Origin of the sequence: Pseudocolwellia agarivorans (genome assembly GCF_002000085.1) — a bacterium.
GTDB classification, from domain to species: Bacteria; Pseudomonadota; Gammaproteobacteria; order Enterobacterales; family Alteromonadaceae; genus Pseudocolwellia; species Pseudocolwellia agarivorans.
This window is the reverse complement of sequence record NZ_MUZU01000016.1, coordinates 1-23,536: the sequence shown is the minus strand read 5'-3', so window position 1 is coordinate 23,536 and position 23,536 is coordinate 1. Positions and strand designations below refer to the sequence as shown.

Genomic DNA, 23,536 nt, shown 5'->3' with positions numbered 1-23,536 from the left:
ATTTTAAAAGATAAAAACAATAAAAATGATTGAAATTTATTTAGGTGGCTCAGGGTCTTAATGCCCATCAATAACATAATAATCCGTTGCCATTGAATATGAAGATTTTAGTTAGAATTCATATTTTGAGAAGGCGTAGATATAAAATAATAGTGAGTAAAAGTTTGAAGCACGCATATTTGGCTCTATCAATAGCCACCGTATTAAATATCCCTTTTGTTAGTTTTGCCGCACAAGAGTCGAAAGAGGACGCTATCGAGGTGATTAAAGTTTTTGGGCAAGCCAATAATTCGCAAGGCTTATCAGTTAAAGATGCTGCTATTGATGGCCCATTTGGTGACAACTTAGCGTTGAAAGATATCGCGCGCTCTGTTACGCCTATTTCCAGTGAGTTAATTGAGCAACTTAACATTACGACATTACAAGATGTTTTAGCGGTTAGCCCAAACACATACTCGGCTAGTGGCTTTGGTGCGCCAAGTTTACCGACTATTCGTGGTCAGTTAGGTGAACTGTTTCAAGACGGAACTCGACGTCAAGCAGGTAACAATGGTTTTGGTGTACCATTATCATTTAACTCGGTAGAACAAATCGATGTAGTGAAAGGTGCTCCACCGGTGTTATTCGGCTCAAGCCAACGTAATGGTGGTTTTGTTAATTTACATTCTAAAACCGCTTCAACAGATGAAAGCAAAGGCAAAGTTAATTTATCGGCAGCACGTTGGGATCAATACCGAGCGCAAGTTGATTACACGGGCGCTATTATTAAAGATAAAGTGGGCTTTAGAATAAGTGCTGAACATATAGATAACGGTAGTTTTTATGATTACGCGGGAATGGAAAGTGACAGTTTATATGCTGCATTACGTATTTTACCTGACGATAAAAGCAGCTGGGATATAAACTTTGAATTATTCCAAGTTGAATTTACCGACAACGCGGGCATTAATCGCCCGACACAAGCATTGATTGATGATGGTTTGTACATTACAGGTCAAGGCGTTCAAAGTAATGGCAGTACTGTACCAGCAGCAGGTTCAATTGTTTCTCCAACAGGGCAAGTTAAATTAGATAGAAGCACGGTATTAACAGATCCAGACAATCAAAACGAAGCCACTACCTATTTATTACACAGTGTTTATAAACGTGAACTGACTCCAAGCTTGTTACTTAAAAACACAACGTATTTTCAACACTTACAACGTGAAGAAATTTCACAAAACAGTTTTGTTGAAATTATCGATGGCGCAGATACTGCACAAAATAGAACAGAACTTAGTTATTTATGGAATAGCGATCAGCAAACTATTCTTGCTTTAGATGTGCGCTACAACAAAGTATTAGGTTACAGTCAATTTACAACTGAAGCTGATTCACCTATTGATTTAACGGGCCCCATTTCAAATCGTCGTATTCCTTTAACCGCAGAACAACAAGCGCGTTTAGTTGAGCTTCGCCCCGGTATTTTTGTTTCACCAGGTGCGCAATACGATACGAATAACGATGGTACGGGCGACTTTAACTTGTCAGATACTACCGATTCACGCTCTATACAAACAGGTTTAGCCATTCAACACGATTCAGACTGGACTACTAATTTACATACTACTGTTGGCTACCGCGCAGACTTTTATGATGTTAAAGCAAGTGATCCTATAGCACCAGAAGGTCAAGTTGCAGCAAGCGACAGCATTAATGAAGTATTACACTCAGCTCATGCAAGCTTCAATTACTCAATTGATAGTGACTTTACGGTTTATGGAACTGCAAGTTATAACGAAGCGACATCAAACAGTATGGCTGGTGGTACGGCATTAGGTGGCGGTAACATTATTAGTGAGCAAAATTTTGCTACTGAAAATACGTTAGTTGAAGTTGGTTTGAAATACGCACCCACTGACAGCGATTGGTATGCCGATGGCGCGTTATTTAGTCAACGCCGTAGTTTACGTAATAGGGATGGAAGCAATACTGGTATTCGTACGCAAGGGTTTGAAAGCCAAGTGTTTTACGATGCTTATCCTTATTGGATAAGCGCAGGTTACAGCTATATTGATGCAAGTTACGACAATTCAGCAAGCAGCCAAGACTCTGCTCAAATAGCCGATGCGTTTGATAATTCACGTCCAGACATTATTGTAGGTACAAGTGTTGGTGCACCAAGCTTTACTTCTTTTGCTCCGTCGAATAGCCAAGTACAAGGTATTCCTGAGCAATCTTTTAGTGTTAATGGCCAATATTCAATTAGTGCGCAATGGCAAGCAGGTTTCTCTGGTCTATATACCAAGAGTTATCCATTAGACTTTTTAGCAACGGTTAATATTAGAGATCAATATACGCTAAACGTTAATACCAGCTATACCTTTACGCCAAGTACAAAATTACGTTTTGACGTAAATAACGTGACTAATCAAAAGAATTGGCGTCCAGTATTTGAAGGCGGTTACTTTGGCGCAACCTTAGTCTTTCCTGAATTACCCATTAACGCCAAGTTAACCCTTACTCATTCTTTCTAAAAGTACGGGTATATAACAACAAGTTTTAAAAACACACTTTAAAGATAAAGCGTTTAATTTTAAGCGCTTTCATAAAGTATTTAAAAGAGACAAATATGATTAAAAAATTATTGTTATTAGTGATCGCAGCTGTTGCTGTTGGTTTGTTTTTTCATTTCAATTTACATCAATTGCTGACACTGGAAGGCTTGAAAGATTCAATGGCTCAGTTTAGCCAATGGCGTGAGCAATCACCGGTATTGGTTATTGGTGGTTTCTTTTTATTGTATGTACTAGTTACTGCACTGTCTTTACCTGGTGCTACTATTTTAACGTTAGCAGCAGGGGCTTTATTTGGTTTAGTTGAGGGGTTATTACTTGCTTCTTTTGCTTCAACCATAGGTGCTACATTAGCCTTTTTAGTATCGCGTTACTTACTTCGTGACTCTATCAAGCAAAAATTTCCTGAGCGTTTAGCCGCGATTGACAAAGGTGTAGAGAAAGAAGGTGCATTTTATTTATTTACTTTACGCTTAGTACCCGTTTTTCCATTCTTTTTAATAAACCTATTAATGGGCGTTACGTCTATCAAGTCATGGACTTATTATTGGGTAAGCCAAGTGGGTATGTTGGCAGGTACTTTTGTATTTGTTAATGCAGGCACTCAGCTTGCACAAATTGAAAGTTTGTCGGGTATTTTATCTTTCAACTTAATTTTATCATTTGCTTTATTAGGTATTTTTCCTCTCATTGCAAAAGGAATCATTAACGTGTTTAAAAAACGTCGCGTATACAAAAATTATTCAAAACCTAAAAAATTCGACCGTAACATGATTGTGATTGGTGCTGGTGCTGGTGGCTTAGTAACAAGTTATATTGCTGCTGCAGTAAAAGCCAAAGTTACCCTTATTGAAGCTGGAGAAATGGGGGGCGACTGTTTAAATTACGGTTGTGTTCCAAGTAAAGCGATTATCAAAAGTGCAAAAGTAGCAGAACAAATTCGTCATGGTGAGCATTACGGTTTAGAAAATGCGACTCCACAGTTCTCATTTAAAAAAGTGATGGCGCGTGTTCATAAAGTGATTGCAGACGTTGCACCACACGACAGTGTTGAACGTTACACAAATTTAGGTGTAGAAGTGGTTAAAGGCTACGGTAAGTTAATTGACCCGTGGACGGTTGAAATTAAATTGAATGATGGTGGCACACAAACATTAACGGCTCGTACTATTGTTATTGCGACAGGCGCACGGCCATTTGTTCCGCCTTTACCAGGTATTGAAGAAACAGGTTATGTAACCAGTGATACATTATGGAGCAAGTTTGCTGAAATGGACGAAGCACCTAAAAAGCTTGTTGTTTTAGGCGGTGGGCCAATTGGTAGCGAATTAGCACAAAGTTTTGCTCGTTTAGGTTCGAACGTTACACAAATCGAAATGGCAGAGCGCATCATGATCAAAGAAGATCTTGAGGTTTCTACATTCGCTCACGAAGCATTAACTGAAAGTGGCGTTAACATTTTAACTTCGCATCAAGCATTACGTTGTGAAGCTCGAGATGGTAAGAAATTCATTATTGTTAAATGCCTGTCAAATAACGAAGGAAAGGATAAAGAAGTAGAAATTGAATACGACGAGTTATTATGTGCCGTAGGGCGTAGCGCACGTCTTAAAGGTTACGGACTTGAAGAATTAGGTATTGAAACTAACCGTACCGTTGTTACCAACGAATACTTAGAAACCTTATACCCTAATATTTTTGCAGCAGGCGACATTGTGGGTCCTTACCAGTTTACCCATGTTGCAGCGCATCAAGGTTGGTACGCAGCAGTTAACGGTTTATTTGGTCATCTTAAAAAGTTCAAAGTGGATTACCGTGTAATTCCATGGACAACATTTATCGACCCTGAAGTAGCACGTGTTGGACTTAACGAACAAGATGCTATTGATAAAGGTATTGATTATGAAATTACACGTTTTGAATTTGAAGAGCTTGATCGCGCCATAACAGACAGCGCAACCAAAGGTTTCATCAAAGTGATTACGCCTAAAGGCAAAGACAAAATATTAGGTGTAACGGTAGTGTCTGAACATGCGGGTGATTTAATTGCTGAGTTTGTTTTAGCCATGAAACATGGTTTAGGTTTAAACAAAATATTAGGCACTATTCATAGTTACCCAACTTGGGCTGAAGGTAATAAGTATGCCGCTGGCGAATGGAAAAGAGCTCATGCGCCTGAAACTGTATTAAATTGGCTTGAAAAATATCACACATGGCGCAGAGGTTAATATGTTTAAAGGTTCTTTTAAAACACTATTATTAGGTTCTACTTTACTTGCTGCATCGTTTGTTAGTTATGCTGAAAACATGCACAAGGTATGGGATCAGTTGGTAAATCAAAACGTAGTGGCTATTAATAATGGCCATAGTACCGTTGTTAATTATGCGGCTATGCAAGCGCAACATAGCGAATTAACCACGTATTTAAAGATGTTGTCGGCAGTAAGCCAAAATGAATTTGACGACTGGGGGAAAACAAAACAACTGGCGTTTTTAATTAATGCTTACAATGCGTGGACTGTGGAGCTGATTGTAACAAATCTATCTAAAGACGGTTCAGACCTTAAATCAATAAAAGATTTAGGCGGATTTTTTAGTTCGCCATGGAGTAAAAAGTTTATTCCGTTATTAGGGGAAACACGTAGTTTAGACAATATAGAACACGACTTAATTCGTGGCGCGGTTGACGAAAAAGGTAAGCCAAAGTATAACGACCCTCGTATTCATTTTGCGGTAAACTGTGCGAGTATTGGTTGTCCTGCATTGCGTGAAGAAGCTTACACCGCTGATAAATTATTACAGCAGCTTGAGCAACAAACTGTACGTTTTTTGTCGGATACCACACGTAATTTTGCGCAGAGTTTTTCATTAAGTTTATCGTCAATTTTTAAATGGTACGGCGAGGATTTTGAAAAAGGTTATAACAACACGCATTCGTTAGAGGAGTTTATGTTGCAGTATCCTGAAGCTCTTAATTTAACGCCTGTTCAACAAAAAGCCCTTAAAGAGGGTGATATGAAAATACAGTTTTTAAAATATAACTGGGATCTAAATGCACAACATTAAGTGTTGGCAAGCTTTAACGCGATACTGCTTTTGTAGTGTCGCGTTTTGCGTTTGTATTAACTTGTTTTCTACTGTGTTATTTAACACCGCCTTTGCTTATTCAGTTGAACCACAAAACGATATAAGCCAAATAAGTGAAATAAACCTAAAAGAACACTGGCAACAAATTGAAAAAAAAGGAAGAAACCAAAACGTATACTTTCATGCGTGGGGCGGAGATCCACAAATAAATGCCTACATACAGTGGGTTGCACAACAGGTTAAAGCGCAATACCAGATCACTTTACACCATGTTAAGTTAAGCGATACCAGTGAAGCGGTTAGCCGAGTTTTAGCTGAAAAATCGGCAAATAATCATAATCAAGGCAATGTTGATTTGGTGTGGATCAACGGTGCTAATTTTGCCACCATGGCTCAGCACTCATTATTATTAAAAGGTTGGGCAGATAAACAGCCTAACTTTATTTACACCGATTCTGAACATAATCCTGCAGTAACACTAGACTTTGGTGTACCAACGCAAGGTATGGAATCACCCTGGGGACAAGCATCACTTACTTTTTATTACGACCAGTTGGCGTCAAATAATCCGCCTCGCAGCTTGTATGAATTACTTCGTTGGAGTAAGAAAAATCCCGGACGATTTAGCTATCCTAAACCCCCTGATTTTTTAGGCATGAGCTTTCTAAAATATGCGTTGGTGGTGTTACATCAACAAAACAGCTTATTAGCTCAAAATCAACTTTATTCACAAGCGACAGCTCAAAATACAGAACAAACATTAAAGCCTTTGTGGGCGTTTTTAGATGAACTTCACCCTAATTTATGGCGTAAAGGTAAGCACTTTATACAAAGTGGTGTAGAAATGCGTCGTTTAGTGGATGATACTGAGTTGAGTTTAGCGTTTACCTTTTCTGCGCCAGAAGTTCCTGCAGCCGTAAAGCGTTACGATTTACCTTATAGCATTCGTAGTTATGCAATGGACGATGGCAGTTTAAGTAATACGCATTTTGTCGCAATACCTTATAACGCTAGCCATCAGCAAGGTGCACAACTTGTCGCTAACTTTTTATTAAGCCCAAAAGCTCAAGCGTATAAACAACAAGCGGATATTTGGGGCGATCGCAGCGTACTTATTTCATCAACATTAAATAGCGAACAACAAGCCTTGTTTAAAACACAAAAACCTCACCCAAGTGCGCTACCTTTTAACAGCATAAAAAGTACCTTAAGCGAACCCCATCCAAGTTGGGTTGAAGCAATAACTCAAGGTTGGCAAACACGTTATGGAGTCACTCCATGACAGTAACTAACAAGGTGCAAGTTAACCAAACGCAGGGTGTCAATCATTCTACCGATTGGTTTACGCGTGTGGCTACCTTTAGCCCTAAGTTTTTATTGCTGCTTTTAATTGTTCCTGTATTTGGTGGTTTAATTGGCGTGTTATTACCAGCATTTGGCTGGGCGCCTGCACTTAATCAGTACAGCGTAGGGCTACAAGGGTTCAACGCGCTTTGGCAAACGTTAGGTCTTACTCAAATGATAAGCTTAAGTATTGCTACCGGATTAATAAGCACCGTACTCGCTTTTGTTATTACTCTGATGATCTTAGCGGCATTTTTTAACAGTGTTTGGCTTGACCGTATTCAACAAATATTGAGTCCTATTTTAGTTATTCCTCATGCGGCAGCAGCGATTGCGGTAGGCTTTTTAATTGCGCCATCGGGTATGGTTTCTCGTTTGTTTTCTCCGTGGCTAATTGGTTGGGAGTTAGCACCTCATGGTATTTTCCCTCACGACCCTTATGGCATTAGTATTATGTTAGGTTTAACGTTAAAAGAGTTACCGTTTTTGTTGCTTATGGCCTTAGGTGCATTGGCTCAACCTGAGTTAGGGAAAAAATTACGCCAACAACATAAAGTGGCACTTAATTTAGGTTATTGTCCAATAACAGCGTTTTTTAAAGTGGTATTACCGAGTTTATATCCGTTGTTACGTTTACCTCTTTTAGCGGTATTAGCTTATGCCAGCTCAAGTGTAGAAATGCCGTTAATTTTAGGCCCTAATACACCACCAACACTTGCCGTTGCTATTATGCAGTGGTTCAACGATGTTGATTTAAATCTTCGTATAAAAGCTTCTGCTGGCGCGTTATTACAATTAGCATTAACAGGCGGATTATTAGTACTTTGGTTACTAGGTGAAAAAACGGTTAAGTACTTATTTTGTGAATCGTTAACCAATGGTAAACGTGAATACGGCGGCACTTATTGGCAAATCATTACTGCAATTGTGACCACCTTAGTTATTGTATTTATTGCACTAGCGCTAGTGGGATTAGTTTTATGGTCAGTTGCTGGCTTTTGGCGCTTTCCTGCCACATTGCCAGACTCGTTCACGTTAATTCATTGGCAAAGTGCCGTGATGCAAATAGGCGAACCTTTATTCAACTCGTTATTGATTGGTATTATAACGACGTTACTGGCTATTGCGTTAACACTGCTTTGTTTAGAATATGAACAAATAAAAGGTAAGTTACTTTCGCGTTTTACCAGCTTAATTATTTATATTCCTTTACTTGTGCCCAGTATCGCTTTTTTATTTGGACTTGTGTGGATACAGCAGTTAATCACAGTGCAGGTAAGTTTTATTAGTTATATTAACGTGATTATCGCGCACCTATTGTTTGTATTACCTTATGTATTTTTATCGCTAGCGAGCAGCTACAGGCAATTAGATCCTCGTTTTGCTATTGTTGCCGCAAGCTTAGGTACAAAGCCTAGTAAAGTGTTTTTTAAAGTAAAACTACCACAATTATTTGTGCCTATTTTAATCGCATCAGCATTAGGTTTAGCGATTAGTTTTGGCCAATACTTACCAACATTATTGGCGGGAGGGGGACGTATTAGCACCATTACAACCGAAGCTATTGCACTTGCTAATGGCGCAAGCCGACGCACCAGCGCTGTATATGCACTTATGCAAATGTTATTACCGCTTATTGGTTTTATATTAGCGTGGGTTTTACCTAAGTTTATTTACAAAGCCGCACGTCGTTAAAGGGTCTTAAATGCAAACATCTTTACAGATAAAAAATTTACAACTGTTTCGTCAAAACGAGTTATTGCTGCGTTTAAATGAACAAGTTAATGGTGGTGAAATTCTCACACTTATGGGGCCATCTGGCAGTGGTAAATCAAGCTTACTTAACTGGTTAACAGGTGCACTTCCTACAGGATTTACTGCGGAAGGTGAGGTATGGTTAAACAATAACAACATTACTCAAGTGCCGGCACATTTACGCCATGTAGGCGTGTTATATCAAGACGCTTTATTGTTTTCTCATTTATCTGTAGCCGGCAATATTGCTTTTGCTATGCCTGCTGGTAATAAAAAACAGCGGCTTGAAAAAATTGAAGACGCACTCGAGCAATTAGGCTTAAAAGGTTTAGCTGACCGCCACACCGATAACCTTTCAGGTGGCCAACAAGCTCGTGTCGCGTTATTGCGTGTTTTACTGAGCGAGCCTAAAGCTATTTTACTTGATGAGCCTTTTAGTAAACTTGATTCACAATTGCGTGAAGATACCAGAGCGCTAGTTTTCGAACAAATTCGTTATCATCAACTACCGGCACTTATGGTTACACATGATCATAGCGACGCTAAAGCAGCTGGTGGTAAAGTTATCACCTTAAATAAAACAGAGTAAGTTGTATGTTAGATAAATATATCACGCCGGTTATAAAACCTTTGTTAACGCCTGTTGTCATGTTGCTACACAAACGCAAAATTACTGCCGATCAAATAACATTTTATGGCTTTTTAGTGGGTATGTTAGCGGTGCCATTATTAGCTTTTCAGCTTTGGTATTGGGCACTGGCTGCGATTATAGCAAACCGTATTTTAGATGGGTTAGATGGAGCACTTGCTCGTTATGCTAAGCAAAGCTCAAGTGCGGGGGGCTTTTTAGATATCACCTTAGACTTTTTGTTTTACGCGGCTATTCCGTTAGGCTTTATTTTTTCTGATCCCGAACTTAATGGCATCGCTGGTTCAATTTTACTAGCAACATTTATTGGTACAGGTTCAAGCTTTTTAGCTTTTGCGATTGCCGCTGAAAAATTTAAAATTGATAAACCACAATTCAAATATAAGAGCTTTTATTATCTTAATGGTTTAACCGAAGGTACGGAAACTATAGCTTTATTTATTGCTTTTTGTATTTGGCCACAATCGTTTCCATGGTTAGCTTTGTTATTTTCACTTGCTTGTATGATCACTATTTTTACTCGTATACACGGTGGCTATCACACCCTAAAACAACAAGAAGCGGATATGAAAAGTAAAGTCTTAATAAACGAAGCAGGGCAAGTCTCTGAAATAAATACAGAGGCGAAAAATGACTAACGAAGTATGGTGGCGACTTGGCTGTTTTTTTAGTATTTTAGTGGTTATGATGTTGCTTGAAGGCTGCAAACCTGCGCGACAGTCTCCTATTACTAAAACTAAACGTTGGACTGCCAATTTTGGTTTGGTGTTTGTTTCGTCGATTTTCGCTCGGTTAATTATACCTATTGGTTTAACTGCTGTTGCGCTTTATAACACTGAAAATGCTATCGGCTTGTTTAACCAAGCATTTTATATCAATGTAAACTTACCTTTTTGGCTAACAGTTGTACTAGGCCTATTCATATTAGATATTATTATTTATTGGCAACATAGGTTATTCCATGTCGTTCCTATGCTATGGCGTTTACACCGTGTTCATCATGCTGATGCGCATGTAGATACTAGTACAGGCCTACGTTTTCATCCTATCGAAATCGTATTAAGTATTGTTATCAAACTACTTGTTGTTACCGCGTTAGGTATACCTGCCATTGCCGTACTTATATTTGAAATTACTCTCAATGGTTTAGCGTTATTTAACCATGCTAACATTCGCTTACCTCAAGCGATTGAAAAACCATTACGCCTCGTATTAATGACGCAAATTTTGCATAGAATTCACCACAGCCAAGTGGTTAAAGAAACCAATTCAAACTACGGTTTTAGTGTTATTTGGTGGGATAAATTATTTGGCAGTTATAAAGATTCAGCCATTAAAAGTGATGGTGATCTTGATATCGGATTAAGCCAATACCCTCAAGCTAAACAAAACGCCTCGCTTTGGGGATTATTAATTATGCCGTTTAAAAATAAATAAATACAATTGGTCTATTCTTAGCATATTTATAAGACATGTATATATTTGGTTAGTAGTTTAAAAAATTATTTGAGTGTATGTAGTAACGTTATTTATTGGAGTTTATATGCCTGAAAAAATAATAAGTTTTGAATTAGAAACTGATTTGCTAATGGCATTAGAAAGTCTTTCTTCATCATTAAAAAAAATAAAAAATGGTAGAGAGAGTTATTTGAAGTGGGCATTTATATTCGGTCATACTGCTTTACAAAGTACTATGTGTTTATCATTAATTACAACGTCATCTTTTCTCGTCCGAAATAAAAGCTTTTATCAAGAGGATGCAGGTGATTTAGATAATATTGAATGGTTATACCAAAAACTTCAAAAGCCTGAATTTCTTCCTTATACAGGTAGTAAAATAATCCCTAAAAATGAATTAAATCAGATAAAAAATATTCAGAAAATTAGAAATACATTTATTCATCAGCAGCCTGATTTATATATTTTTACTTTTAAAGAACTTTTCGATTTTATTATATTGATGGTTCGTTTAATTCGTTTTCTTGTAAGTCAAAGTGAGAGAATGTCTTTCGGTGGAAATGTAAATAAAAAATGCTTTGAGGATTGGCTTGATATATTAGAAAAGCAATTGAGAGTAAGTCTATAAAAATATTATTGTAAATATCTACATGATTTCAAATATAAATATTATATTAGGTTATTATTTCTATACATTTACCAATTTTATTTGTTTCAACCTAAGGAATAAAAATCGTGGTTATTGATTGGGGGGTAGTGAGTTCTGCTGCTACAGCGGTTGGTTCTTTAGTTACTGCATTAGGTGTAGGGTTTGGTGCATGGCAAATCAGAGTAGGTAAAGAGCAAGCACAGGCAGCATTTGAAGACAGTTTAGATCAACAATATCGTACTTTGTCAATGGAGCTACCCGTTAACGTGCTGATAGGCGAACCCATTGAAGAAAGTGAAAGAAATAAAGTCAGAGAGCTTATTTTTAACTATCTTGATTTATCAAACGAGCAAGTTTATTTAAGAGCGAAAGGCCGTGTTTCAAAGCATACATGGGCCTCTTGGTCTATGGGAATAAAGCTGCTGCTAGCAAAACCTTCGTTTAAAGAAGTGTATAACGAAGTAAAAGATAAATCTGACTTTACCTATTTAAACCGGCTAGTTGCCTCTGACTTTAGTTCAGATCCAAAGAGTTGGTATAAGTAGCCCTTCTACTTAATGATTAAACTATATTGAACCGTATCATGATAAACATTGTAAATTTTGAACATAACAAGTTAACCATCAAAAATTGGCAACTCAATAAAAATGAAAGTTGGTGTGTATTAGGGCGAAATGGCTCAGGAAAACAATACATAGATCAACTCTTAACAGGTGATTTATCGCCTTATTCTGCAGAGCAGCTCACCTTACCCGATAAAAATAAAGTCGGTATGATCTCGTTTGAAACTCAGCAAGAGGTTTACGAGCATGAGCTGAAAATAGACGCTAGCGACTTTATTAACGCGAATGACATTGGTACTCAAGCGAAAGACTTTTTACCTGAAAGCAAATGGAACGATCCCTTAATAGCTGAGTTTGGTTTAAGTCATCGTCTTGAAACTGGCTATCGCCAATTAAGTACAGGTGAGGGGAGAAAACTCTTAATACTACAAGCCATTTTTAATGGTATTGAGCTTTTAGTGTGCGACAACCCATTTGATAGTTTAGATGTAGAGTCGTGTGATGCTTTATCGAAAGCCTTAGAGCGTTTATCTTCAAACGGTATTAGCATAGTATTGATGTTAAGTAACCGACAAGATATTCCAAGCTGGTGTAATAACATAGCCTTTATTGAGCGAGGGCAGTTTGATGTTATTGGTAAGCTAGAAAACACTGAAACTAAAAATCAACTAGACGCTTTATTAGCGCCCATTCCTGATGAAACAACTTGGCCTGAAAACACTAAACAGTTGTCAGATTACCAGCATTCTTACTTAGTTAAATTAAACCAAGGTAGAGTTCGTTATAGTGGCGTAAATGTTTTTGAAAATTTAGATGTTGCCATTAAGCCTTTACAACACACTTTAATTACGGGTAAAAACGGTAGTGGTAAATCAACCTTAATGCAGCTTATTACCGGAGATTGTCCGCAATGTTATAGCAACGATATACAGGTACTTGGTTATCAACGAGGCTCTGGCGAAAGTATTTGGGAACTTAAAAAACAAATGGGTATTGTAAGCTCAGAAATGCATCGACAATACCGCGTTAACTGCGATTTATTAACTGTGGTACTTTCAGGCTTTTACGACTCTATTGGTTTGTACGAACAGCCAAGCCCGTCACAAGTGATTATTGCTCGCCAGTGGTTAAAAAAAATAGGTTTGTTAGCCCATCAACACAGTGTGTTTAACAGCTTAAGTTATGGTGAACAACGCTTAGCATTAATTGCTCGCGCTTTGGTTAAATCACCTTACTTAATTATTTTAGATGAACCAACCCAAGGTCTAGATGAATTAAACCGACATAGATTACTCAACTTTTTAGAGCACTTAGACAAGCAAAAACATAGCACTATGTTATTAGTCAGCCATAGAGAAGATGAGTTTTTACCTATATTTAAGCAGCATATAAAGCTATGAATTTAAAAACAATAATATATCGAACATACTAATTAAATTTTTTCTTCAATATTTTTATTTAATTCTGAAACCTTAACTTCTCGAACTTCTACAGACGTTATTACTTCAAAAAATGAATATCTCCATATCCCAGTATTGTTATGGTCCCAACACTAAAATATATTGCCTGATAAAGGACAATTCTTTGTTTAAGAACCCTAAAGGAGAAAAGTAATACACGAGAGCAAAAATAATTATCGAAGGAAATACAATGCGAGTAATTTTTTAACTGATACTCATAATTCCTTGGCGGCGCATCACTAAGCGGCGCAAAAAAATAGTTGAGTGAAATGTACAAGAAAAGAGTGTTAGTCAACTTTTTAACATTCGTTTGAGTAACTTAAGTCTTACTACTGTATATCTCAATTAAAATTTTGGCAGCTTTATTTTTGGTGTGGTACCTATCTCCTCTACGCTAAGCGTCGGAACCACTCGCTGTAATTTTTCAGCTCCGTACTTATTGCGAACCTTGTCTGAAAGAGATTCCAACTGTGTTACAGGCATTCCCTTTCTGACCAGTTTTAATAAATCTTTCATTTTTTCTTCTGAAATATCTGGAGGTGATACCGCTACTGTTTTAAGCCTATACGTACTTGGACCCATAAATTTGTGGCTAGTAGCTACTTTTACTACTTTCCAGCTAGGGCCAAAGGTTCTAACGGCCCAATACATTACGCTAGCTTTTGCCTCGGATACACCATTAGCCTTCATTCCATAGTAAAAATTACGGTGAGTATCATGAGATGTACGTTTTTTAGTATCACAATATTTGTCATGGATTATCGAAGCGTGGATATATTTACCGCTCATAGGTCCACCAACAAATGACCAGGCTAACTTGGGGATTGAAGCTCCATCGACCTCCCAGTTTTTAGGTACTTCCCATTTAAAACCGTTGGGATCAGTAAAAGAAAAGTTATCTAACAGTATGAAAGTGGGTCTTCCCTCGTCATTAGTCTTTACTTTAAAACTAGGTTCACCAGAAAACTCACCAAAATATTCTACTTCACCCGCATAAGTTGTAACGGCAAATATTGCTAACGCAGTGAAAAGTACAAATAGCGATACTGAACTCAATTTCCTATACATAAATACTCCCTATTTCTGTGGTGTAGAGCATAACAGTTGATTTGCAAGAATCTGTTTAATACTAAATATTTACAAATTTAGATTAAGTCACTTTAATCGAAATATCAATAATACAACTTTTTTACTATGCTAACAGCTACATGAAAGACGGAGATAATCTTACTTTATTGTAGCAAGCAGAGGATATAGTGATATGTATGTTTAGAATAATTCAACATACTGTGATTTGTCAGCTTTAACCCTCTAATATCCTTATTGAAATAGCTGCGGCTGAGGTTCGGTTATCAACGCCTAGCTTTTTAAATATTTGTTCTAAATGTTTGTTAACTGTACGTGGACTCATTGCTAATATTTGCGATATTTCCCAGCTGGTTTTACCATACGACACCCAATAAAGCACTTCTGACTCGCGCTTGGTAATAGGCAGTTTAGCTTTTAAATCTTCAGGTGATTTTTGTACGCTGGTTTGAACAATTCTCAATAAATGTAAGTTGTCTTGCTTGCGTTCATACGAAATATTAAAAGGTGAAGTAAAGCAGTTAATCAGCAGGTGGTTGTTTGTGTCTGTAGTGTCGGTTGAACTATCGGTAATGTTTGTAGCAACGGTGGTGTTTAGCCAAGTTTTAATGCTTTCTGCGAGTGTACTCCAAGGTGTCATATTGTCTTGTGCAAGCTCGTCTATTATTTCGTGTACTTGTGGTGTTGCCCAAGCTAAACGACCTTCGTTACTTACGCAAAACACGTTTTTACCTGCATGATCTAATGCATCTTGTGCACTTAGGGCTAATTTCGCGGTATTTACATGTGTTTTAATACGCGCAATAACTTCATCGGGTGATATGGGTTTAGTCACATAATCAACACCGCCTGCGTTAAAGCCTTTTACCACATCTTCAACATCGGTTAAGCCTGTCATAAAAATAATAGGGGTGTTAGGGAGTAGTTCTTTTAATTTTTTACAGGTTTCAAAACCGTCCATTTCAGGCATTACAGCATCAAGCAAAATAACGTCTGGCTGTACTTTTTCAACAATGGAAAGCGCCTGTAAACCATTAAGTGCGACTAACGCGGTATAGCCTTGAGTATTCAGGGCAACGTTTAACATGCCTAAAGACTCAGGTGAGTCGTCAACCACTAATACTACATCACTCATTTTATTGTTCATTACTTACTTCTTATCATTAGTTTGATTAATGAGCTCGTTAAGATATTGAATTATTTTAGGAAAGTTACACTGTGCAACATATTCATTCAACTGTGATTTTACGTTATTAGGTAAAACAAACTCATTGTCTATTTTTGTCATTTGTTCTTTAAATCCTGATAAATAACCTATTTCAGCAATGGCGATTAAAGATTGGTAATGCTCAGCATTTACTGCGGAGCTAACTTCTATCGCTGGGTCATTATCGGTGTTTTCAGCGTCATTTTGAATGTTTTCGTATTGCCACTCTATAGATAAACACTGCGCTATTTTCCCTAATAACGAATCGATGTTAATGGGTTTAGCTATGTAGCCATTATGAAAAGCTTCAGCTTGTTGGTTAGCTTCTATATCTCTCGCATTAGCTGAAACCATGATAATAGGTAACGTATATTTTAACTGCCTAATTTGCTTGGCCATTTGCCAACCGTTTGTTTCTGGCATTCTTACATCTAGCAACATTAAATCAACAGTGTTACTTTCTAGTACGGCGAAACCTGTAGTCGCATTAGGTGCTAGTAACACATTAAAACCTAACGGTTGCAGCAAGTCTCTCATTAATCGATGTTGGTTCGAATCATCGTCTACCACCAATATCGTTTTTTCTGCTCCAGCATAAGAAACCGCTTTAGTAATAGCGTATTCAGGCTGTTTTTGGTTTTCCTTCGTTTGCGATAACAATAAACGTAATTTAAAGGTAGAACCTTGCCCAATAACGCTAGTTAAGGTGATTTCTCCGCCCATTAGTTCAGCTAAAGAACGCGATATAGTCAGCCCTAAACCTGTACCACCAATGGCTTGTGTATGAGCGTTTCTTATTTGTTCAAAAGGTTTAAAAACTAATTCTTGGTTAGCTTTTGATATGCCAACACCGGTATCGGTAATACTGAACTGGGCTACATTATTTCGGTACGAGACATCAACATTTACCGAGCCTTTTTCAGTGTATTTAATCGCGTTTGATATTAAGTTAATTAAAATTTGTCGAAAGCGCTGTTTGTCTGTAGCCACGTAAACGGGCAAGTTTTTACTAATGTTATAAGTAAATTTAATACCTTTTTGGCTGGCTTGCATTTGAAACATTTCAACTAATTGCATTAGTATTGAATACAGATTGAAATCGTCTTTTTGCAGGGTGATTCTTCCTGCTTCTATTTTAGATATCTCTAGTAAACCCTCAATTAAATCAGCAAGGTGTTCACCGTTTCTTTTTACTATGGATAAGGTTTCTCGTTGTCTTGTTGGTATTTCACTGTCTTGACTCAATAGCTGAGCATAACCCAGTAATACATTAAGTGGGGTACGTAATTCATGGCTTAATCCGGCTAAATATCGGCTTTTAGCTTCGTTGGCAGACTCGGCTACCTCTTTTGAATTTTGTAATTCAAGAGAGGTTTTTTTATGGGCGTCAATTTCTTTAGCTAAGGCATTAGTTTGTGATCTTAGCTCTTTTAAAGCAGCACGGTTGCCACTTCGCGCTAGAATAAATAGCCAACTGACTATGCCAATAATAATCAGCAACAAGAAGAATATTTTAATCAAGGTGTTCGCAAAAACCGTTTTAATGCCTTGATCATCTAATGGAACTTGTAAATAAATAAGAAATAATATGCCAGCACCAACAAAACTTAAACTTAGTGTTACTGCTACAAATTGCATCAGTGGAGTAGTGAGTTTTCTTAGTATTGACGTGGTTAAAAAACGATTGAAAAAATGATGTGATTGTTTCGCTATAGTCGCTTCTGGCCTACATTGATCGCCACATCTCACATCAAGACTACAGCAAAGTGAACATATGGCATTATTGTAAGCAGGGCAGTAGGTCATGTCTTCTTGTTCAAACTCGTTTTCGCAAATATGACATTTGGTTGATTGCTTAATTTCGGGCATATTATTGTTAACCAGATAGAACTTACCCTTAGTTAACATGCCAATTAATGGCACCGTAATAAAAGGTAAACCAAAAGCAATAAACGACGCTAATGCTTTAACGGTTTCGCCGTACCAACCAAAATGCGCAGTAAAACCCACAAAGGTTGCAATAATCATTGAGCCCACACCAACAGGGTTTATATCGTGTAAGCGCGAACGTTTAAATTCAATACCTTTTGGGCTAATACCTAAAGGTTTGTTAATAATTAAATCAGCCACAACCGAACTAAGCCAAGCCAGTACAACTACTGAATAAACCGTTAGCATTTTTTCAATGGTTTGATAAATGCCTAGTTCCATTAATAGCAGCGCAATGGCTAAATTAAACAGCATCCACACAACACGACCAGGGTGATTATGCGTGGCGCGTGAGAAAAAATTAGACCAAGCCAAAGAGCCTGCATAAGCGTTAGCCACGTTAATTTTTAATTGCGAAATTATCACAAAACTACAGGCAACAATCAGGCTGATGTTGGCATTGTCGAACACATAGCTAAAAGCTAAATTGTACATATGCGCCGGATCGCCAGCCAACGCAAATGAAACTCCTTGTTGTAAAGCAAAGTAAGCTAAAAACGATCCTAATAGTAGTTTTAAGCCACCAAATATTATCCACCCGGGGCCTGCAGATACTAAGGCTAACCACCATTTCCATGGGCTTTTTTTAGGTTTTTCAGGTAAAAATCGTAAAAAATCGACTTGTTCACCAATTTGAGCAACCAGCGCTAACAATACAGCAGAGGCCGAACCAAATAATAATAGATTGAACGACGCACCCGTTTCACCTGCATTACCGGTATAATTAAACCATGCTTGAAAGTCAGTATCAGCATGACTAAACACAAAAAACAAAGGTAGCACTTGTAATACAGCCCAAATAGGCTGAGTCCATACCTGAAACTTACTGATATAAGCAATACCGTGGGTAACTAAAGGAATAACCGCAACAGCGCTAATCACATAGCCAATATATAAGGGGAGATCAAACAACAGATAAAGCGCCATCGACATAACAGCCGCTTCAAGCGCAAAAAATATAAAAGTAAACGAAGCATAAACCAACGAGGCGATAGTTGAACCAATATAACCAAAACCCGCACCACGGCTGAGTAAGTCTATATCTACGCCATATTTTGCTGAGTAATAACTTATCGGTAAACCATTAAAAAATATAACGAATACAACGGCTAATATTGCCCATGCCGAATTAACAAAACCATAATTTAAGGTTATCGCGCCACCTATAGCTTCTAATACTAAAAAAGAAACAATGCCTAAGGCTGTTATTGCTATTTTACTGAACGAATGATGACGTGCGCGTTTAGCGGTAAAGCGCAAGGCAAAATCTTCCATCATCTCGTTAGCAACAAGCTTATTGTAAGTTCTGCGTGTGGGTAATATTTTTTGATTAGACTGCAATTTATCTATCTTTTCACTAATGATTTAAGGGAGATGCGCGTAGCGCGTAGTTTACACAAAAATAGAATGTTGATACATGCGTAGTTTTACGTATCTAAATTTACCAGTGTATTTGTTTATAAGGAAAAATGTATGTTTTTTATTCTTATCACATTATAATTTATGGTAGGATTAAGTATGACTTAATCTTATCTTATTCGATTGAGTCTAATAAATAGGAGTAAATCATTATGCCGATGATTAAAAAAAGCATTACAGTAACAGACCAACAAGAACAATGGATACAAGCGCAAATAGCGACGGGGCATTATGCTAGCGATAGTGAAATATTTCGTGATCTTATTCGTAAAGAGCAGCAGCGCAATACTCAAATAGAGAATATTCGTAATGAGCTTATTAAAGCTGAAGGGCGAGGTTTCACAGATAAAACGCCTCAAAATATCATGCAAGACGTAATTAAACGAAAGCAAGCTAATGGCGAACTATAAACTTAGTGAGGTAGCAGCTGAAGATATTGCGCAAATATTTGAATTTGGCATTGATACCTTCGGTTTAAATGCTGCTTCAAATTACATTGAAGGCATGACGGTTCGCTTACAACAACTTGCCGAATACCCTCTACAGTATCAAGCCGTAGATGATATTCGAGAGGGCTATCGACGTAGTGTTTATAGAAGCCACGCTATATATTATCGTATTGGCGAAAATTGTATTGATATCATGCGTATATTACGCAATCAAAATTTGGAATCTTCTTTTGATTAAGATAGATTACAAGTACTTATGTTTTTCCAATTATTTAATGAAAAATATCTAATAGTTAACTAGATAATGTGGAATATTAAAATGGACTTACCTTATTTTGTTAGAAAACATTAATGAATTTAATAGCGTAGAAAAAAGCGACTTTTCAACTTGCTTAGATGTAATTGAACATTCCCACCAAATATCAGGAATTGATACGACCTTAAGGTTTCATCACTTTAAGTTTAACGCAAATAAACAACCCATGATAAAAGCACTGGCTAATACGCTATATTCTTACATCATTGACTACTGTTTATCTGCTAAAAATAGAGATGATAAACTATCAAATAGACAGGCCACTATATTAACTAAAGAGGCTAGAAAGCTATTTAGACACCCTGAAATTACTGACGAATCCCCTGATAAAACAGGAGAGGCAGGGGAAACCTTACTCTACTTTTTGATGGAAGCTGTTTTAGGTGCACCTCAAATTGTTGCGAAAATGGAACTTAAAACAAATCACAAAGATGAAGTTAAGGGCTCTGACGGAATTCATGCTAAATGGAACGATGAGCTTAATATCGTTGATTTTTATTTTGGTGAAGCAAAGCTATACAAGCAGGCATCATCAGCTATTGATTCGGCTTTAAAAAGTATTTCTGACTTTCATGATATTAAGATGTATGAGCATGAGTTTTCAATGGTCACTAAACATTTTAAGTATGCTGATGACAGTGTTAAAGAACAAATATCAAACTTGTTTATTCATGGTGAAGCGGGTAGCGGGGTTCGAGTTAATCACTCTTGTTTAATTGGGTATGATTTTAATGGATATAAAACTTGTTCGGGAAAAAACCATATTGAGATTGAGAAGGATTTTAGAGATATATTTATAAGTGACAGTAGTAGAATAACTTCTCTCCTTCAGAAAAAATTTGATAAATTTGATAAAAAACATCTGGCATTTGATGTGTTTATGATCCCTTTTCCATCAGTCGTTGAATTTCGAAATGCTTTTAATGAGGCATTAGACTAAAAATGGAGAATATGGAGCCGTTAATAGAAAAATTAGAAATAGTTAGTATCCAGCATCAATTATCCAATATTCATGCTGATAATATATCTATTCTTAATGAGAAAGACATTCGTAGTTTGTTGGGAGGGGCTTCTATACTTTCACTTTCGACTGAACCTGAAGAAAAGTCACTGGCATATGAAATAGTTTCTAGATTATTAGAAATAACCGATGGAAAAGATCATAAAGTCACCAATGCTGCTGAAGTTGTACTTTCAAGATTGGGTAACTTTCCAAGTCGTAAACTTTTAAGGAATAGACATAACTCTAGCGAAGAAGATTTACCTGTTTTCTTGAAAATGGAATGTATAACACGAGAAATTGAAAACACTATTTTTATAAATGAACATGAAGATAATGTTATTCAGTTAACAGACTTCCAATATGAATTTTATGAATCACTTAAGAAAGAGAAAAATTTAAGTATTTCAGCCCCAACCTCTGCTGGAAAATCTTTTGTATTAGGCTTAGATTTAGTTAGAAAGTTTAAGTCAGGTAAAGATAATAGTATCGTTTATGTTGTACCTACCAGAGCTTTAATTTCAGAAGTATCTTTAAGAGTCAGGAAGTCTTTGAAAGAAAATGAGTTAGAGGAAGTAATTGTTCGTACAGCTCCTTTTCCTGTTTCAAAAAAGCATATAAGAACTGGAGTTATTTATGTTTTAACTCAAGAACGATTGATGAGCTATTTAAATGCTGATGAGGCAGAATCCCCTTTTATTTCAGCTCTTATTGTTGATGAAGCTCATGAGGTTCAAAAGGGAAAAAGAGGCATATTGCTTCAAAATACTGTTGAACTAGTTATAAGGAAGTTCCCTAACTGTGACGTATTATTTGCTAGTCCATTAATTAAAAACCCTGGCTATTTTTTGAGTCTGTTCGATAAAGTAGAAACAGGAAAATTTTTTACTGAAACGATTTCTCCAGTATCACAAAATATTCTTTTATTATCTGAAATCGCAAAAAAACCAAGTCTTATTAATATACAACTATTGGCTAGTAAATGTACTGTTAATATTGGCGATTTAAATTTAGGTTTTAGATTTAGAGATGCTAAGCCTTTACAAAAAGCATCATTAGCTAAGGCAATTGTTAAAAAGAATGAATCTGTCATTATTTTTGCTAATGGCCCTACAGATGCTGAAAATGTTGCAAATAAATTATCGGAAATTAATAATGATTTTATTGTTACCCATGAAGTTCAGCTGTTCATCGATTTTTTAATAAAAGATATTCATCCTGATTATGCCTTAATAAAGTGTTTGCGAGGAGGTGTTGGTTTTCATTATGGAAAAATGCCTTCTATTGTTCGTACTGGTATAGAACATTTATTTAAAACACAAAAAATCTCTTTTATTTGTTCAACGAGCACTTTACTTCAAGGTGTAAATTTACCTGCAAAACATATAATAATTGAAAACCCTCAATCTGGAGTAGGTGTGCCTATGTCACGTTCTGATTTTCAGAACTTGTCTGGAAGAGCAGGTCGTTTACTTCATGAGTTCCATGGCAATATATGGTGTTTGAGACCTGATACATGGACAGAACCATCTTATCAAGGTGAAAAGCTTCAGGAGGTAACAGCAGCGCTTGATACTGTAATGAAAGATGGAGGGCTGCTAATTCAAGATTTATTAAATGACAATTTAGAAAATGATAAAAGACAAGGTGAAGCTGAAATTGCTTTAGGTAAATTGTACCACGATATACATTTTTCTGATTTATCTACAGTTGATAAGTATCAAAGTGAAGAAAATAAAGAGGCTTTGGATCAAACTATCGAACAGTTAACAAACTTAGAAATTACAGTAGATAAAAATATTCTGGAAAGGCACAAAGCAATAAGGCCGGATCACTTACAAAATTTATACGATGTTTTAACTGAATTAGAGTCCTTGGAAGACTATATGTTAATTGCCCCATTTTATTCTGAAGCTAAAGATAAAATGGGAAATGCATTTCAGTTAATCATTTATTGCTTTGATTTAAGAATTTCAGAACAATATAAAAATTGGATAATTTATTTAGCTCAAGAATGGATATGGGGTAAAAAGCTAGGTAGTGTTTTAGTTAACCGAGTGGAGTTTATCCAAGAGCGAGACCCGAATAAAAGTACATCAAGTATTATTCGAGATACTTTAGGAGTTCTCGAAGAGCAAGTGCGCTTTCAATTGGTAAAGTATTTTTCAGCATACATAGATGTTTTAAAATTAGTTTTACTTGAAAAAGGTAAAGATCCTGATGATATTTCTATAGAGCCATATCATGTATATTTAGAGTTTGGTTCATTTAAACCAGAAGCTTTAAGTTTAATGGCTTTAGGGCTATCAAGGTTCACTGCATTATACTTAGTTGGTAAATTTGCGACAAGTGATGATCCAGAAATAGAAGAATATTTAGGCCTATTGAAAACAATGAATATTGACGCGATTGATATGCCTGCACTATGTAGAGAGGAGATTAGAAGGTAGTGTTCAAAAATCTGTGTCATTTCAGTAAACTAGTAAAAACAGGAATGACACATGACAAATCAATTCAATTTCGAAGATGCAGTTAAAGCACTTCAAGCAG

19 protein-coding genes are annotated in these 23,536 nt (G+C 36.7%); 15 read left to right on the top strand and 4 right to left on the bottom strand.

Going from position 1 to position 23,536, the window contains the following annotated elements:
- Positions 1-164 precede the first annotated feature (164 nt).
- The 11 genes from B0X80_RS18190 (at position 165) to B0X80_RS18140 (ending at position 13,460) form a co-directional block, all read left to right on the top strand.
- The gene (locus tag B0X80_RS18190) at positions 165-2,516 is read left to right on the top strand and encodes a TonB-dependent receptor (protein WP_077342950.1); all 2,352 of its coding nucleotides are present in this window, start codon (positions 165-167) and stop codon (positions 2,514-2,516) included.
- Positions 2,517-2,611: 95 nt separating this feature from the next.
- Positions 2,612-4,783, top strand: a complete 2,172-nt coding sequence (locus B0X80_RS18185) for an FAD-dependent oxidoreductase (RefSeq protein ID WP_077342894.1) — start codon at positions 2,612-2,614, stop codon at positions 4,781-4,783.
- A gap of 1 nt (position 4,784) precedes the next feature.
- Positions 4,785-5,621, top strand: a complete 837-nt coding sequence (locus B0X80_RS18180) for a DUF547 domain-containing protein (RefSeq protein ID WP_077342892.1) — start codon at positions 4,785-4,787, stop codon at positions 5,619-5,621.
- The gene (locus tag B0X80_RS18175; RefSeq protein WP_077342890.1) at positions 5,608-6,924 is read left to right on the top strand and encodes an ABC transporter substrate-binding protein; all 1,317 of its coding nucleotides are present in this window, start codon (positions 5,608-5,610) and stop codon (positions 6,922-6,924) included. Before B0X80_RS18180 ends, B0X80_RS18175 begins: the two co-directional genes overlap by 14 nt.
- Entirely contained in the window at positions 6,921-8,681 is a 1,761-nt protein-coding gene (locus tag B0X80_RS18170; protein WP_077342888.1) for an ABC transporter permease, read from the top strand. Before B0X80_RS18175 ends, B0X80_RS18170 begins: the two co-directional genes overlap by 4 nt.
- A 10-nt stretch (positions 8,682-8,691) precedes the next feature.
- Positions 8,692-9,330, top strand: a complete 639-nt coding sequence (locus B0X80_RS18165) for an ATP-binding cassette domain-containing protein (protein ID WP_077342886.1) — start codon at positions 8,692-8,694, stop codon at positions 9,328-9,330.
- Between the two features lie 5 nt (positions 9,331-9,335).
- On the top strand, positions 9,336-10,028 hold the full coding sequence (locus B0X80_RS18160; RefSeq protein ID WP_077342884.1) for a CDP-alcohol phosphatidyltransferase family protein: 693 nt from the start codon (positions 9,336-9,338) through the stop codon (positions 10,026-10,028).
- Positions 10,021-10,827, top strand: coding sequence for a sterol desaturase family protein (locus B0X80_RS18155; RefSeq protein ID WP_077342882.1), 807 nt, complete (start codon positions 10,021-10,023; stop codon positions 10,825-10,827). The genes B0X80_RS18160 and B0X80_RS18155 overlap by 8 nt, the downstream gene beginning before the upstream one ends.
- Before the next feature lie 106 nt (positions 10,828-10,933).
- Positions 10,934-11,476, top strand: coding sequence for a hypothetical protein (locus B0X80_RS18150; RefSeq protein ID WP_077342880.1), 543 nt, complete (start codon positions 10,934-10,936; stop codon positions 11,474-11,476).
- 107 nt (positions 11,477-11,583) lie between these two features.
- Positions 11,584-12,042: a hypothetical protein gene (locus tag B0X80_RS18145; RefSeq protein ID WP_077342878.1), complete on the top strand. Its 459-nt coding sequence runs from the start codon at positions 11,584-11,586 to the stop codon at positions 12,040-12,042.
- A 38-nt stretch (positions 12,043-12,080) separates the two neighbouring features.
- Positions 12,081-13,460: an ATP-binding cassette domain-containing protein gene (locus B0X80_RS18140; RefSeq protein ID WP_077342876.1), complete on the top strand. Its 1,380-nt coding sequence runs from the start codon at positions 12,081-12,083 to the stop codon at positions 13,458-13,460.
- A 100-nt stretch (positions 13,461-13,560) separates the two neighbouring features.
- Here B0X80_RS18140 and B0X80_RS20735 read toward each other — a convergent pair whose 3' ends face one another.
- From B0X80_RS20735 to B0X80_RS18125, 4 genes are all read right to left on the bottom strand, one after another.
- Positions 13,561-13,797 carry an ion channel gene (locus tag B0X80_RS20735; protein WP_425439719.1) on the bottom strand — a complete coding sequence of 79 codons (237 nt, stop codon included), beginning with the start codon at positions 13,795-13,797 and terminating at the stop codon, positions 13,561-13,563.
- Between the two features lie 68 nt (positions 13,798-13,865).
- Positions 13,866-14,588: a DUF1353 domain-containing protein gene (locus B0X80_RS18135; RefSeq protein ID WP_077342874.1), complete on the bottom strand. Its 723-nt coding sequence runs from the start codon at positions 14,586-14,588 to the stop codon at positions 13,866-13,868.
- Between the two features lie 235 nt (positions 14,589-14,823).
- Entirely contained in the window at positions 14,824-15,753 is a 930-nt protein-coding gene (locus B0X80_RS18130; RefSeq protein WP_077342872.1) for a response regulator, read from the bottom strand.
- Between the two features lie 3 nt (positions 15,754-15,756).
- Positions 15,757-19,143 (bottom strand): ATP-binding protein, encoded by a 3,387-nt coding sequence (locus tag B0X80_RS18125; RefSeq protein WP_077342870.1) that lies wholly within the window; start codon positions 19,141-19,143, stop codon positions 15,757-15,759.
- A gap of 230 nt (positions 19,144-19,373) precedes the next feature.
- Here B0X80_RS18125 and B0X80_RS18120 point away from each other — a divergent pair, with 230 nt between their 5' ends.
- The 4 genes from B0X80_RS18120 (at position 19,374) to B0X80_RS18105 (ending at position 23,436) form a co-directional block, all read left to right on the top strand.
- Positions 19,374-19,631 carry a type II toxin-antitoxin system ParD family antitoxin gene (locus B0X80_RS18120; RefSeq protein ID WP_077342869.1) on the top strand — a complete coding sequence of 86 codons (258 nt, stop codon included), beginning with the start codon at positions 19,374-19,376 and terminating at the stop codon, positions 19,629-19,631.
- Positions 19,618-19,908, top strand: coding sequence for a type II toxin-antitoxin system RelE/ParE family toxin (locus B0X80_RS18115; protein ID WP_077342867.1), 291 nt, complete (start codon positions 19,618-19,620; stop codon positions 19,906-19,908). Before B0X80_RS18120 ends, B0X80_RS18115 begins: the two co-directional genes overlap by 14 nt.
- Before the next feature lie 97 nt (positions 19,909-20,005).
- Positions 20,006-20,926, top strand: coding sequence for a HamA C-terminal domain-containing protein (locus B0X80_RS18110; RefSeq protein ID WP_089024917.1), 921 nt, complete (start codon positions 20,006-20,008; stop codon positions 20,924-20,926).
- A gap of 2 nt (positions 20,927-20,928) precedes the next feature.
- A complete protein-coding gene (locus B0X80_RS18105) occupies positions 20,929-23,436 on the top strand; it encodes a DEAD/DEAH box helicase (protein ID WP_077342863.1) in 2,508 nt (835 codons plus the stop codon).
- Positions 23,437-23,536 lie beyond the last annotated feature (100 nt).